A 15596-nucleotide genomic window follows, 5' to 3' on the forward strand; every position below is an offset into this window, starting at 1 on the left:
TAGAATATGCAGAGTAACTTATTAAAAGTTTTAGGAGTACTCGCTATAGTAGCAACATTAGTTTGCTTTATTTTTGCAGCACTTGGTATGATAGGAGCAGTAAAAGTCGGTGACGGCTGCTACATGAGATATGCCCCGGACGGTAAAGGAGGTTCAGATTCAATAACCGGTACTATAACACTTAATGCTAATGCTAATTATGTAAACACTTCTAAGATGTTGCCCGATGGCACGACTCAGCTTATTCCTGATCCTAATCGTTACGGTGAATGGTTAAATACTCAGGTGCTAGTAGAGAACAATCAACCGGTGAATTTACAAGTGGTCGGTCAGGTTAGTTTGTGTTTAGCTTATGTACCAAAGGATAATGTACAATTTACTGAAAGTACAAGACCTGGTAAATCTAATTTAGATGATAAAGGTAACATGATTCCGATTCCTCGTATTACCGATGCAAATAATCCGCCTCTCTCTCTAATAATGGATGCAAAAAATAATGAATGGCGTAATATTGCCGAATTATACGCTAATGATAGAGTTTTAGTTTCCGTATCTCCTAATTTTGCTAATACTGATGCGACAGTTGAGGATGCTTTTAAAGGTACTAAGGTTACGAAAAATTGTTCCCAAGGCCAAACTTCTTATGAGCCGATTTGTGGAAAATATTCTGTTTATCACGGTGAATATGTTAATGATTGTGAATGGAGAGACAAATATTGGAAATGTAATTATCATCATTCCTGTGATACGAGTTTTTGGGGGGGGTGCGGTCTTGGGTGTCCATGTGCCTTTGGAAAAATATGTTGTGGGGAATGGATATGCGATTCATGTGGAGCATGGGTTAATATTCGTACTTCAATGCCAGAAGCTTATAAAGATGATGGTAGTGTTACAAAAGCGTGGAGTGATAATATAAACAATTTATTTTTTGACCTCTTTAATTTAGAGTGTTCTAATAACTCCAAGACTCTTCCAAATGGTCAATGTCCTGATGCTGTTAGAGATCGTAGTCCTAAAAATCTAGATTTTATCAAAGGACGTTGCAGTGGAACATGGGTTGAGGATCAATGTAATGACGGAACTGTTTCAACACCGGAGCTTTCAAATTATAAATATTTTTGGTATACGGCGGATGGTAAAGGAGGCAAAGGACCAACCGGATTAATATATCAAATGAATGATGCGGGCTCTGTAAGTCAAGCTCTGCCTTCTAAGCTAGAATTTGCTAAATTTGTTGCAGATACAGATCAACCGGCTGACTATAAAGATAAAGACGGTAAATATTTATATAAAGTTATATATAATATACCTTTTAATAGCAATACTGAAAAAAGCTATTTACAATATAGGCTTTGGTCTCCCACCTCACAAGATGCTAGTAAGAATACGGGAGGATATGTTCTAAATATTAAACAGACTAAATGTTATAGAGAAAACGGTAATAGTTTTAACGATACTTTTGATGATCGGGGGCGAGTGCAATACATAATAGTAAAGCCTTCGGAAAACCCGAATACTAGCGGTAAAACCTATTCACCTCAAGGAATTAACGTTAATAGCGACGGTAAATATAACTTTAATGCGAATGAGGCGGGTTATATATGGATGAAAATTCTAAATGATCCTAGTAATAATTTAAGGGACTATAAAGATAGTGAAGGTAACTATAAAGTACATTTCTCAACATCCTTAAAAGTAGGAAGTTTTACTATTAAAGTAATGAATCCGTTACTTGAGTTATTTAAAACTAAAGTACAAGGGGCTGCTACTTCTATTTTTAAAAATATGGTATGTTATAAAGCTAATGATAGCTCGTCCTGTACTAACTTTTTTACCTATATTAAAGCGATTTTAATTTTGTATGTGATGACTTACGGAGCAATGTTTTTGCTTGGTTTTGCTAAGATAAACCAAAAAGAGCTAGTAACTAGAATAGCAAAAATCGGGGTAGTTAGCGGACTTATGAACGGTAATACCTTTGAATTTTTTAATAACTATCTTTTTGATGCAATTACTAATTTTTCAGACGCAATTATTGCTAATATGAGTGGATATAGTTTGTATACTTCTACTAATACTATTTCTAATCCTTTCATGTTTTTAGATGCAGTAATGAGTAAAATATTTTTTAGTCAAACCTTTATCGCTCAATTACTTTCACTTCTTTCTCTTGGGCTTAGCGGTATTATATATTTTATAATTACTTTTATTGCGGTTGGTATAGTAATTATTACGGCACTTAGAGCTGTTGCCGTTTATATTATGGCATTTATGGCAACTTGTATATTAATCGGTATAGCCCCTTTATTTATTAGTTTCTTATTATTTGATTTTACTAGGTATTTATTTGATAATTGGGTGAGGTTTACGATCCGCTATATGATAGAACCGGTAGTTATGATGGCAGGTATTATAGTGCTAACCCAGCTATTTACCATTTATCTAGATTTTGTTTTAGGTTATAGCGTTTGTTGGAAATGTGCTTTACCGATAAAAATTCCCTTTATCGGTACTATTTTACCTATTGCATTGCTGAATGTACCTATCTTCTGTATTAATTGGTTTGCCCCTTGGGGAATGGATTATATGTCGGGTATGATGGGAGTAAATATGCAAAATATCGTAGCTCTAGTTATTATTGCTTATGGTATGTATGGTTATGTCGAATTTTCAGGGCGTATGGTAGCAAAATTAACTAGTGCTGCCGGACCTTCGGCTACTGAAATTGGTGGTAGAATGTCTCATGATGCAGGACAAAAAGCATTAAGTCCAATAGGAATGGATGATAAAACAAGACAAGGTATTACCGGCAGAGCGGAAGCACGATTAAAACAACGCAATAAGACGCTCGATCAGGCTGAGAAAAATAGGAAAAATACGCCAAAAGAAGGGGGCGAAAAGACAAATGCAGAACCGCCGCAGCCTGAAGCACGAGGATAGGGGGTGAATCGAAAATCGTCATTGCGAGGAGCGAAGCGACGTGGCAATCCAGAAAAATAATTAAAAAAATTCTGTAAATCAGAATTTTTTACTGGATTGCTTCGTCGAATTACTGTGTAATTCTTCTCGCAATGACGGAAAACCGAGTCATGCAACAATGTCTTTGGTTGCTCGCAATGACAAAAAATAAAAACCACGGTATGACGTGTTGGATAACAATTTAAAATTATGAAAATTCTTAAGAGTTTAGTTTTATTAGTTTTGTTTATGGCGATGCCAGCTAAAGCTGATGATGCTTTTTCATGGATGTCAACCAGTTTTGGTGGGTTAAAAAGCTTATTTGGTTGTTTAGAAGTGCCTGAATTTACAAGTTTTAAAGAAGGTAATATAGGAATTAGTTTATCTACAGCCGGAACTTGGCAATCAACAGGTAATAGCGTTGAGAAAGGTAAATTGTTAAAAATAAACTGGTCTACTTCAGGTATTACTCCTGAACCTAGAAAATATCTAGTATTATATAGAATTGATCCAAGATTTAGTACGCCACAAGTTTTCATTAAAACTTATAATTATTCTAAATTACAATTTGAAGCTTTAGGATTTCCTCGTTTTGTTACGGACAATAACAGTGCAACACCTGGGGCTATACCGCCTGATAAAGACCTTGATGCACTTTCATTTACTAAAATGTCTGATTCTGTTAAATATTTTAACTATTCTAACGGTAATTCGAGAATTGAAGTTAAGGCTGGCGATGTAGTAAATATTAGTTTAGTTGGTAAAGATAATTTTTTTAGCCCTAATACTCTAGATAATATTTTAACGCAAGAACTTGATAGTTCAATATTTGCTGCTTCTGCACTTTATACTCAAAGTAACCTTGGAAATTTTGATAATAGAATAATTTACTCATCTGCAAAGGAGGTATGCGATCTTATAGACGCTTCAAGAGATCCTGATAAACCAAGCGGGTGTAGCGGTACTGGCTCAGCTACAAAATATAAAAGTATAAATAGTAACGAAGCATTAGTCGGCAAACCTATGATAACGAGAGCGGTACAGAATTTCATGGGCTTAATTAATTCTTGTCCTGCTAATGCCGGTATAAATACTAGCCCTGCTTGCTATTACGATCAAGGTAGAGGGATGATAATTAAAGTAGGCGGGCAGGTTATTAAGGAACGAGATCAGAGTTTTGTAAATTCAGGCAGCACTCAAAGTAGCTTTATATATTATCAAGCCACTAGCGGCGGTACTATGGATTTTACTAGCGATTGGCAAGTTAATAACATGTTTAGTAATTCAGTTTTAATGAGTGATTGGAGCCGAAATTTTTCAAATTATGCTAATTTTGTAGATTATATAAATAAGAATGATTGGTCAGCTAATTTTTTATATTTCGGTCGTTATTCGATGATTGTTGAAATAGGTAATGGGGCAAATTCAATTAATCCGGGTGATCAGCAAAATATAAGTTTAGAATATTTAATAACATCTGATGGTACATTACCTGATCCATCTGTTCGTGGTACACCGGTAGATTATAACTTTGCAGCCGATGCACCGCAAGATGGATATTTATGGTTAAGGGTGGTAAATCCTAATAGTAATATACAAGGGGTGGTTAGTGTAAATTATGCTAATTATACCGGTACAACTTGGTTTTCTGATATAATATATAACGGTGCTATTAAACCTATTACCGATCAGTTTAGAACTTTTAGTCAAAACTTTTATATTAAGTTAGTTAAAAATTCTGCAGTACAGAATATAGCTAAAGCTGCATTAACCCTTTATGTTACTATATTTGGGCTAATGTTCGTTGCGGGAGCATTAAAATTAACTGCCGTAGAAGTAATAACACGTATATGCAAAATAGCTATAGTAGCCTTTTTAATTAGAGAAGAAAGTTGGAGCTTTTTTAATACATACTTCTTTAGTGCATTTACTAACGGTATTGATTTCTTTGTAACTAACGTAGTAGGTGCTACAAGCTCTAGAGCTAATATTTTTGGTTTTATTGATCCTATATTTGATAAATATACTAACGGTAGGATTTGGGGATTACTATTTATTGAATTATTACAAATACATAATGGTTTAGCATTTATCGCTATTATAACCATTTATTCACTTATTACTTATTTTAGAGCTATTTTAGAAGTTATAATAGGCTATGTTATTGCATTTATAGGGCTAACTGTTATGATTTCATTAGCACCGTTTTTCATAATATTAATGTTATTTGAAAAAACTAAAAGTTTATTTGATAATTGGATATCGACATTGCTTAGCTATGTAGTGCAGCCGACAATATTATTGATTTTCTTTTTATTGATAGATCAGGTTTTATCTGAGCAGCTTTTAAAAGTAGTAGTTAGAGCTTGTTGGGATACTCTGATACCAATAAAAATAGGGCTTGATTTAACAAATCTTGGTATTCCGATTAATTTCTCTTTTACATTACCGTTCTTACCAGGAATACCTTTCTATGTACCGGATGTACCGGAAATTAGTAGCTCGAATATTCTAACGAACAAGGCTAATACTTTCTTAGTATTATTTACTACGGCTTTATTATTTTATTCATATTGCTTGATGTCATATGGTTTAGTAACTTTTGTAAATATAGTAGTTGGAATGCTTACAAATGTTACACCGGCACGAATATCAGGAAATTATCAAGAACGTTCTGATCCTGTGGGAGCCGTTATGCAGGATATAGGTTCGGTAACAAAGCCGATTAAAAAGGCTGCAATGGCTCCGGCTAGAGTTTTCAAAGACAAGATAATTGATCAAAATTATAAAGCTAGAAAACCGGAAGGAGGCGAGCATACAAATAAATTCCTTGCCGAGCGTAATGATGTACCGAAGAAAGAGGAAGGAGAGAGGAAAGAATAATTGTAAATATTTTCGCCGTCATTGCGAGGAAAATTACGAAGTAATTTGACGAAGCAATCTCAGGAATTTCGTACTGTGTCATGAGATTGCCGCACTCCCTACGGTCGTTCGCAATGACGCTATATAAAAATAACTTAAAATAAATGAACAAAAATATTTTTATTACATTATTAATATCATCGTTATTACTGCTTTCCGGTTGTACCGGCGATACTTGTATTGACCCTGATGATTTCGGTTTTATCAAATTCAATGTCTCTTCTAGATATAATCCGGAAGAAATTACTTCAAGACAGGAAGGTGATCAGGTAGCACCATGGCGTGATAGTGCTTATAAAGTAAATGGTTATCCTTTAACCGTTATGGTAAGACCGTGGAGTTATATACTTGGTGATAAAAATACTTCAGGTCAGTTATCTGCATGGTGTCCGTGGTACGGTCAGAAAAATAACACAACTACTTTGGCTGCTTTTTGCGTTAAGCTACAACCGTGTACTTTTTGGGATAATGCTAGACTTGATATGTGTACTCCTAATCCCGCAAATCAAAATGACGCAATGATTAGTAATCCTCCATGTATAATGACAGACGGGGTCGGGCTTTATTTTCTTATTGCCGCTAAAAATACCGATCCCAATATTTCACCGGACTCACAGCGTAAACCGCAAGGTATAACTCAGCATTTAGGAGAACTTACTTCGAGTGTAGGCTATGAATTTTATAGTATTAGTAGTACAGGACAATTCTTGCCAGCAGGGGGAATAAATTATCAATATAAAGGTGAGGATAAGTCAAAATATGCTCAATCTCCTCTTTATTTTAAGATTATAGATAAATTTTATGATGATAATAGCGGGCAATATAGATTAGTAATCAAGTCCGGAGTTACTGATACTAGACCCGATCCGTTACAATTTTTAACGGATTTAATAAAAGGAGTATTATTTGGTAAGGATGGGATTATAAAGAAAACTTATCAACAAATAATTGATACTCCGGGTTATAGGATGAGTGTCTCGGCTATTTTAACTCTATATATAATGTTTACGGGCTTTTCCTTTTTAATAGGTAATATAAACCTTACTCATGTCGAACTTATAGTTAGAATATTAAAAGTTAGTATAGTCTCAATATTATTAAGTACGGATAAAGCTTGGACATTTTTTCATGATTATTTATTCGTATTTTTTATTGACGGGGTTCAGCAAATACTGCAAATAATTAATGAAGCTGCGGCTACCGGTCCTGGTTCTCAAAGTTTGCTAGGGTTACTTATTTCTCCTCAAACTTTATCTAAATTATTTTCTTTACTATTTGTTGATTGGCTTGGTTTTATATATATCATTCTATATTTAATAGCCCTATATTTTATTTTCTTTCTTATATTTAAAGCTACTATTATATATCTAACCGCTCTTATAACTATCGGTATGATTATAATTATGGGACCGATATTTATTTGTTTCATGTTATTTAATATAACTCGTTCGTTATTTGAGAATTGGTTAAGACAATTAATATCATATGCATTACAGCCTATAATTTTATTTGCCGGTATCGCTTTTATTTCAATGATCATCAGAACCGAAATATATTCAACTCTTGGTTTTGGGGTATGTAAACATGATTTTCCTAATTTAGGTCCGATAAATGAAATATTCGGTAGTTTTCTTGAGGATATAGATCCAAGCCTTGGTAATTCAATATTTTATTGGTGGTTCCCTGTACCAATGAAAGGAGGTATAAATAATTTCCACAAAGCAAAGATATTAGTCCCTGAAGATCATATAATAGTAGATGATTCTTGTAAGAATGACCCTGATAAATGTAAGCATTGTGCTGCGTATGAGTGTATAGATGAACGCTATATTGAATTACCGTTTTTAGATTTAGTTAAAGATGCAAAAAGGATTAGTAATTTTATAAACGGGAAATTTGTCCAACTTGATGGGATATTACTAATTTTCGTGTCTATTTATTTGCTAAGTAAATTTAATGATACTGCTATATCGACGGCACAATTTATTGCCGGTACTTCAGGTAATTTAACAGACATACAAAAAGTTAATCAGCAATCTTATGAATCTGCAGCGAAGCAAATGAATAGACCATTAAGTTATGTAGCTAAGACGGTAAGTGTACCTGTAACTACCCGTGTAAGTGCAAAGTTAGAAGAAACTAGTATGTTCTTTGCTAAAGGATTTGAAGATATAATGATGGGAAGGCTTGAAAAGCAAGCTCTCGGTTCTTCAGCAAACAAAGCCGTACAAAATGAGGTTAAGAGAAAATACGGTATAGATTCTAAAGATGTAAAAATGAATGCTATTACTGATTATGAAAACGGTATTTCAGGATTGTTAAAGAATTTACCTAAAGGGAATGAATTAAAAGCAAAAGAACTATCGCAAATGAAATTTACTCAGCTTCGAGATAAAATTGCTGCAAATAAATATGGAGTAAAAGATTACGCCGCTTTAAGTGAAGAACAAAAAAGAGAGCTTGATAAGTCATTAAAAGATGCTAACTTACGTGAACTCGCTAGCGATGCGAACTTTACTAAAGATTATCAAGATGCTTATAAATATGCTCACCAAGAAATGTCAGGGCGAGGTGTCGGTCTGTTCGGTAAAAATATAAAACCGCTTAGAAGTTGGCAAGAGATGGAGCATCGTGTTGATACAAAACGTAAATTAAAAGAAGAAAGGCGTGTAGGTATAGGTGAAAAACTCTATGCCGGTTATACGGGAATAAAAAGAGGAGCTTTAACTGCAATAGTCGGTAAAGATTTACGTGATGCTTATGAGGGTAATCTAACCAGTGCCGAATGGCATGATTTTGAATATAACGATCCAAGGCTTAGAACTTATAGCGAAAAATTAAAAGATGATGAAAAAGCACGGGAACGTGAAGAGCTCCAAATGCATATTAATAAGGAAACATTAGCTGCTCAAGCAGATATATTATCACCGGAATATCTAGCAAGACTAGAAAAAGCAGGTAGACAGAGTGATGTAGAATATTATCAAGAATTAGCTCAAAGAAAGCTTATTCATGAGGTGCGTGGTAGGTTATTCGAGGAAGGTGAACCGGTAATGATGGGCGACCGATTTATGCGTGAGAAAGCTACTGATTCTCAGATGCGAGATATGATAGATAACGCCCATAGAAAACATGCAGAATTTATAGAAGGAGATCGATATACTCGTCGCCAAGAGCATTATGATATTATGCACGAGAAAGCTGAAGGAAATTTAGAACAAACTTATAAAGAGCTTAAAGATCATTTCAAAAGAGATGATATCAACATTGAGGAAATGCCGGCATTAATAGCACAAAAGATCAAAGATACTGAGCAGGGACCTGAAGTAGACGCAAAGATTACGGAAGAGCTTAATAACTTTAATGCTGATGTTAAAAATTATGAATATAGTACTGAAGTATTAAATAAAATAGAGGATAGAAAGCAAGCTATTACCGATGAAGTCAATGCTCAGATCGATCAGATTAATAAATATAGGGAAAATGCCAAAATGGAAAAATATGTGAGACCAATAGTAAATGAAGGCAGAAAACTAAGAAAATTAGAAGATCATTTGAGAGGGATGAAATAGTAAAAGATATATATTTAGAATAGTTGTTTGCTTTAATAATAAAGTTAATATATACTAATTAATATATACTATTGAGGTATAGTTATGAATAAAGCAAAAATATTTATGAATGGTCAAAGTCAAGCAGTAAGATTACCTAAGGAATTTCGTTTCTCAGTTAAAGAAGTTAGTGTTATTCCTTTAGGTAAAGGAATAGTATTACAGCCTCTGCCTAACAGTTGGAAAGATGTTTTTCAGGAAATGGCTGAAATTTCTAGTGATGATATTTTTCCTGAGGGAAGAAAAGATTTACCACCACAAAAAAGGAAATATTTTGAATGATCTACATGCTTGACACTAATATTTGTGTTTATGCAATTAATAAACATCCTGATTCTTATTATAATAATTTAGAATTACTGGCAAAAAATAATACTATTGCTATTTCATCAATAGTATTAGCAGAACTTCAATATGGTGTTTCTAAAAGTAAGAAAAAAGAGCAAAATCAAAGCAAATTGGATATTTTTCTAAGTAGATTAGAAATAATAGATTTTTCTGCAAAATGCACTTTTTATTATGGAGAATTACGTACGGAACTTGAGCAAAAGGGTCTAATAATAGGAAATAATGATTTGCTAATTGCAAGTCATGCTATAGCTGAAAACGCAACTTTAGTTACTAATAATATAAAAGAATTTAAGCGTATACCTAATTTAATTTTAGAAAATTGGGATAAATAAAAAAATACACTGTTGCGTTAATGGCACTTAAGAAATTCCCACTAAAAACAATAACTAGTTTTCCCTTTATTAATTAACTTATATATTATCTAATTAAGTTAGTGATTAATTTATTAAGGGGTTTATGAAGAAACAACATATAATAAACGAGACTTTTTTAGATGCAATTCTAGCTAAGAAATTAGGTACTACTTATACTCCTCCAAAAGAAATCAACGATCCTGACTTTGATGAAGCAGCAAAGCATTTCATCGATCTATTACTTAGAGCCGACGGCTTTAAGCCTGTTAAAACTGCAGTAGTTCATCCAATCGATAAAGAATCATTACTCGGTGCAGTTAGAGCGGCACAATTTAATGTAATAAAACCGGTCCTGATTGGTCCGCAACATAAAATTGAATCAGTAGCAAAAGTTAATAATGTCGATCTTGAGGATTATCAAGTAATTAACGTTGAGCATAGCCACGAGGCAGCAAAAAAAGCCGTAGAGCTTGCAAAGAAAAGAGAAGTTGCGGCTATTATGAAAGGGTCTCTTCATACCGATGAGCTTATGTCTGCAGTAGTTCATAAGGAGAATGGACTACGTACCGAACGCCGTATAAGCCATGCTTTTTTAATGGCAGTTGCAACGTTCCCAAAGCCTTTTATTATTACTGATGCTGCTATTAATATTCGTCCTACTCTAGAAGATAAGCGTGATATAGTGCAGAATGCTATTGATTTAATGCATATGATTAAAGAAGACAAGCAGGTTAGAGTTGCGGTATTGTCAGCAGTTGAGACGGTAACCTCCGCAATCCCTACAACCCTTGACGCAGCCGCTTTATCGAAAATGGCAGATCGAGGGCAAATTACGAGTGCTATAGTTGATGGACCGCTTGCGTTTGATAATGCTATATCTTTATTTGCTGCAGAAGCAAAAGGCATTAGTTCTTCGGTTTCAGGGAATGCCGATATATTAGTAGTACCTGATCTTGAATCAGGCAATATGCTTGCAAAGCAGCTAAAATATTTGGGTCAAGCGGTTATGGCGGGTATCGTTCTTGGAGCCCGTGTGCCTATTATTTTAACAAGTAGAGCCGATCCTATGGATATGCGGGTTATTTCCTGTGTACTTGCTTCATTTATCTATAATCACACTAAGGCAAAGCTACATATCCAAGCAGGTAAATAATATGAAAGATGTTATTTTAATAGCTAATGCCGGCTCATCTAGTTTAAAAATTTCTATTTTTGAAATTCAGAATAAAAAAGTTAAGGATAAAATTTATAATATTTTTTTAGAGAAGAACGTCAATAAAATATTATTTCATATAAATAAAAAACAGGAATCTGCTACCGACATTAAAGATGATGCTATTGAAATGATGATTGATCTTTTTGAAGATTGGTGGAAAAAACAAGAGAATCTCAATTTAATTGCAACCGGTCACCGTATTGTTCATGGCGGGAAAAATTTTAATAAACCGGTTATTGTTTATGAAAAAGTTAGTAAAGATTTGACAGTATTAATACCTCTAAGCCCTTTGCATCAACCTTATAATTTGCAGGTACTGGATTTATTTCTTCAAAAATATAAAGAAATCTCGCATATAGCATGTTTTGATACGTCATTTCATTTTACCAATCCGCCTATTACAAAAGCTTTCGGTTTACCGAAAAAATATTATGATAAAGGGATAATTCGTTACGGTTTTCATGGGTTATCATATAAATATGTTAGCAGCCATTTTAAAGAAATGACAAAGGAAGATTTACCTACAAAGACTATTATAGCTCACTTAGGAAGCGGTAGTAGTCTATGTGCTATTAAAAATGGTCTTAGTCTAACAAGTTCCATGGGCTTTAGCGTACTTGACGGTGTTATGATGGGTACAAGGACAGGTAACCTTGATCCTGGAGTAGTGTTATATCTTATCGATCATGAGAAAATGACTACGAAAGAAGTAACAGAGTTACTATATAAGAAATCAGGATTACTCGGTATGTCCGGTGAAAGTTCCGATATGCGTACTTTGCTTGCCAGTAACTCACCTGATGCTAAATTTGCTATAGATTTATTCGTGTATCGCATTGTACTTGAAATAGGTAAGCTAACTGCTGCACTTGAGGGAGTTGATTGTCTAATTTTTACTGCCGGTGTTGGACAGAATTCTGCTGTAATACGTAAAATGATTACCGAAAAACTTTTATGGCTAGGCATTAAAATAGATGATACAAAAAACCAAAAAAACGAGCATCTAATAAGTACATCTGATAGTAAAGTTAAAGTTTTTGCTGTGCCGACAAACGAAGAGCTAATCATCGCTGAAGAAGTGATGAAGTTTTTATAACACAAATTGGTTAATTTTTAATTACTTCTATCTCTATTTTTCTTTATTAACTTTTTTTGAAATAAAATATATGCAACTATAGATATATTTTTAACTTAAATTTTGAGGGAAGTTATTCCGGAAGATTTTGATAAAAAGAAAGCAGAAAAACAAATAAAGGATATTAAAAATAATAAGATAAATCCATATAATGATGCAATGAAGAAAGATTCTAGAGTGAATTTTATGCAGAAGCAAGTTATAGCTAAAAACGCAGAAGCAGGTTATAAGACAGCATTAAAAATAGAGCAGCAAGCAAAAGAAGCAGGTATTAGTTTAGATAAAGATGCTATGAGACGCTTAGAGAAAATAAAAAGTCGCTATATAGAAGCTGCTAAGAAAGCAGAATTTCAAAAATTTCAAAGTGATCAAGCTCATAAAACGAATAAACAAAAGGCTGAAGCATTTAGGAGTGGTGCAACAGCTGCTGCTAAAAAACAATAGAAAAGAAGATTATAGGACAGGTGGGTGGGTAAATAATTAAATTATAATTTTATTGCGTTAATTGGTACTGTTTACTATTTTAAACGTATGTTTATACTTCATGCTACAATCTTAACAGTTTTTCCTGAAATGTTTCCTGGTACTCTGGGGTATTCTTTAGCAGGGCAAGCCCTGCATAAAAATATTTGGTCATATGATGTTATCAATATTCGGGATTTCGGTCTAACTAAGCATAAAAATGTCGATGATGAAGCTTATGGCGGTGGTGACGGGCTTATAATGCGTCCTGATGTTTTAGGCAGTAGTATAGATCATGCCCTTTCTTTAAATCCTAATGCTGAAATTTACTATCCTTCACCTCGCGGTAGAGTCTTTACTCAAAGTTTTGCTAAGGAGATGTTAAAAAATAAAAACCTTATATTCTTATGTGGACGTTACGAAGGGATTGACGAACGTGTAATTGAAGAGTATAATGTTAAAGAAATTAGTGTAGGCGACTACATTTTATCCGGCGGAGAAATACCTACCCTCACCATTCTCGATTGCTTAATTAGACTACTGCCAGGTGTTTTAATGAACCAAAATACCTTATCTTCCGAGTCTTTTGAAGAAGTCGGGGAATTTAAGGGCGGGCTTGAATGCGGTCTATATACAAGACCTGAAATTTGGCGTGATCGAGCTGTACCGAGTGTTTTATTATCTGGTAACCACAGGCTAATTAATGAGTGGAAAAAAGAGCAATCACGTATAATTACTAAATTACGCCGTCCGGAGTTACTTAAAGATTTATAGAGTTAAGGAGTTAAAAAAATGAATATTATTGACCACTTTGAACAGGAAAATATTTCAAAGCTTACTGCAAATAAAAAAATTCCTGATTTTGAAGCCGGTGATACAGTTAAGGTAACTGTTAAAATTATTGATAGATCGATTGAAAAAGACGGTAAGGAAAAATTAACGGAAAGATTTCAAGCTTATGAAGGTGTAGTTATCGCAAAAAGAAATCGCGGTATTACTTCATCTTTCTTAGTACGTAAAATTAGCCATGGTGAAGGTGTCGAAAGACGCTTTATGACTTACTCGCCGATAGTACACTCTATTGATGTAGTAAAATACGGGGTAGTTCGTCGTGCTAAACTCTACTATTTAAGACAAAGAAGTGGTAAGTCGGCTAGAATTAAAGAGAGACATATTCCTATTGCTAAAACCAAAGCAGCAAAAGCTTAAGGTATACTCAGGTGGAATTTCAAAAATTGGCTACGTCGTTCTACAAGTTCTGTGGTACTCACGTATTAAGTATACGCTCCGTTCCTCGACTTGGGCACTGTCCAAATAAGTGTGTAAATTTCTCAAAGGTTGTATAGAAGAAAATATAACAAAAAGAGAAATTACAATGACACAGAAACAAAATGCTGCAATGGAACAAGCGATAGATTTATTGATCAATAATGATACAGATGTATCAATATTATTCAGGGAAGATGGTTTATTAAAAGAAATAACCAAGCGTCTTGTAGAGAGCTCTACAGTCTGAGATGAATAATCATTTAGGATATAGCAAGTACAATCAAAGTGATGCTCAGAATTCACGTAATGGTTATAACACAAAGAATCTGATTACAAAGAATGGTGCTGTTGAGATTGAAGTGCCAAGAGATAGAAATAGCAGTTTTGCACCATCATTAGTAGCAAAGCGTCAAAGAAGGCTTGATGGTTTTGATGATAAAGTACTATCTTTGTATGCTAAAGGTATGAGTTTATCAGATATAAAATTACAGCTTCAGGAGTTATATGGAGCTGATGTAAGCGAGAGTTTAATTAGCCAAATCACAGATGATATAATAGAGGATGTTAAGCTATGGCAAAGCCGTCCATTAGATCCAGTATATGCTATAGTATTTTTTGATTGTTTAATAGTAAAAGTACGTCAGGATAAACGGATTATCAATAAATCGGTATATGTTGCATTAGGTATTGATTTAGAAGGGCGGAAAGATATTTTGGGATTATGGATCAGTGAGAATGAAGGGGCTAAATTTTGGCTTGGAAATTTTACTGAGATGAAAAATAGAGGTATACAAGACATACTGATAGCATGTAGCGATAACCTTAATGGTATGTCTGAAGCTATAGGTGCTGTTTTTCCAAAGACGGAGCATCAATTATGTATTGTACATCAAATTAGAAATAGTTTACGATATGTATCATATAAGGACCGGAAAGAGCTTGCTGGTGATTTAAAACCTATTTATACACTAGCACAGAAAAAGAAGCACTTTCCGCTTTAGAGGCTTTTGAATCTAAATGGAATAAACAATATCCTCAAATTGCTAAATCTTGGTATGTTCACTGGGATAATTTAATGATTTTCTTAGGATACCCTGAAGAAATACGGAAAATAATTTATACAACAAATGCTGTGGAATCTGTTAATAGTCAACTCCGAAAAGTCACAAAAAATAAACGTGTTTTTCCAAATGATAATGCTGTTTTTAAAGCTTATATTTGGCAATTGATTACATGACCAAAAAATGGTCCATGCCCATACCAAATTGGAATGCGGATATGGCTCATTTTTTAATAACATGTGACGAAAGACTCTAGGC

The 15596-nt window shown here is 33.9% G+C and carries 9 protein-coding genes and 3 pseudogenes; all 12 read left to right on the forward strand.

Going from position 1 to position 15596, the window contains the following annotated elements; genetic code table 11:
• Positions 1 to 6: 6 nt before the first annotated feature.
• Positions 7 to 703, forward strand: a pseudogene (locus RF_RS11865) (type IV secretion system protein); the annotation flags it as partial.
• Positions 704 to 1113: 410 nt separating this feature from the next.
• Positions 1114 to 2940 (forward strand): annotated as a pseudogene (locus tag RF_RS11870) (TrbL/VirB6 family protein); the annotation flags it as partial.
• A 228-nt stretch (positions 2941 to 3168) separates the two neighbouring features.
• Complete coding sequence (locus tag RF_RS00500) at positions 3169 to 5841, forward strand: TrbL/VirB6 family protein (protein WP_011270446.1); 2673 nt, start codon at positions 3169 to 3171, stop codon at positions 5839 to 5841.
• Between the two features lie 143 nt (positions 5842 to 5984).
• On the forward strand, positions 5985 to 9452 hold the full coding sequence (locus RF_RS00505) for a TrbL/VirB6 family protein (RefSeq protein WP_011270447.1): 3468 nt from the start codon (positions 5985 to 5987) through the stop codon (positions 9450 to 9452).
• An 84-nt stretch (positions 9453 to 9536) separates the two neighbouring features.
• Entirely contained in the window at positions 9537 to 9773 is a 237-nt protein-coding gene (gene vapB2 / locus RF_RS00510) for a type II toxin-antitoxin antitoxin VapB2 (RefSeq protein ID WP_011270448.1), read from the forward strand.
• Positions 9770 to 10174: a type II toxin-antitoxin system toxin ribonuclease VapC2 gene (gene vapC2 / locus RF_RS00515; protein ID WP_011270449.1), complete on the forward strand. Its 405-nt coding sequence runs from the start codon at positions 9770 to 9772 to the stop codon at positions 10172 to 10174. The genes vapB2 and vapC2 overlap by 4 nt, the downstream gene beginning before the upstream one ends.
• Positions 10175 to 10298: 124 nt before the next feature.
• A complete protein-coding gene (locus RF_RS00520; RefSeq protein WP_011270450.1) occupies positions 10299 to 11348 on the forward strand; it encodes a phosphate acetyltransferase in 1050 nt (349 codons plus the stop codon).
• Between the two features lies 1 nt (position 11349).
• A complete protein-coding gene (locus RF_RS00525; RefSeq protein WP_039594774.1) occupies positions 11350 to 12507 on the forward strand; it encodes an acetate/propionate family kinase in 1158 nt (385 codons plus the stop codon).
• 102 nt (positions 12508 to 12609) lie between these two features.
• Positions 12610 to 12990 carry a hypothetical protein gene (locus RF_RS00535; RefSeq protein WP_231564253.1) on the forward strand — a complete coding sequence of 127 codons (381 nt, stop codon included), beginning with the start codon at positions 12610 to 12612 and terminating at the stop codon, positions 12988 to 12990.
• Between the two features lie 87 nt (positions 12991 to 13077).
• Positions 13078 to 13782 carry a tRNA (guanosine(37)-N1)-methyltransferase TrmD gene (gene trmD / locus RF_RS00540; protein ID WP_011270453.1) on the forward strand — a complete coding sequence of 235 codons (705 nt, stop codon included), beginning with the start codon at positions 13078 to 13080 and terminating at the stop codon, positions 13780 to 13782.
• An 18-nt stretch (positions 13783 to 13800) separates the two neighbouring features.
• Positions 13801 to 14217 (forward strand): 50S ribosomal protein L19, encoded by a 417-nt coding sequence (gene rplS, locus RF_RS00545; protein ID WP_011270454.1) that lies wholly within the window; start codon positions 13801 to 13803, stop codon positions 14215 to 14217.
• Between the two features lie 166 nt (positions 14218 to 14383).
• Positions 14384 to 15594: pseudogene (locus RF_RS00550) on the forward strand (IS256 family transposase).
• Positions 15595 to 15596: the final 2 nt, after the last annotated feature.

The sequence above is a fragment of the Rickettsia felis URRWXCal2 genome (assembly GCA_000012145.1).
In the GTDB taxonomy this organism is placed as follows: Bacteria; Pseudomonadota; Alphaproteobacteria; order Rickettsiales; family Rickettsiaceae; genus Rickettsia; species Rickettsia felis.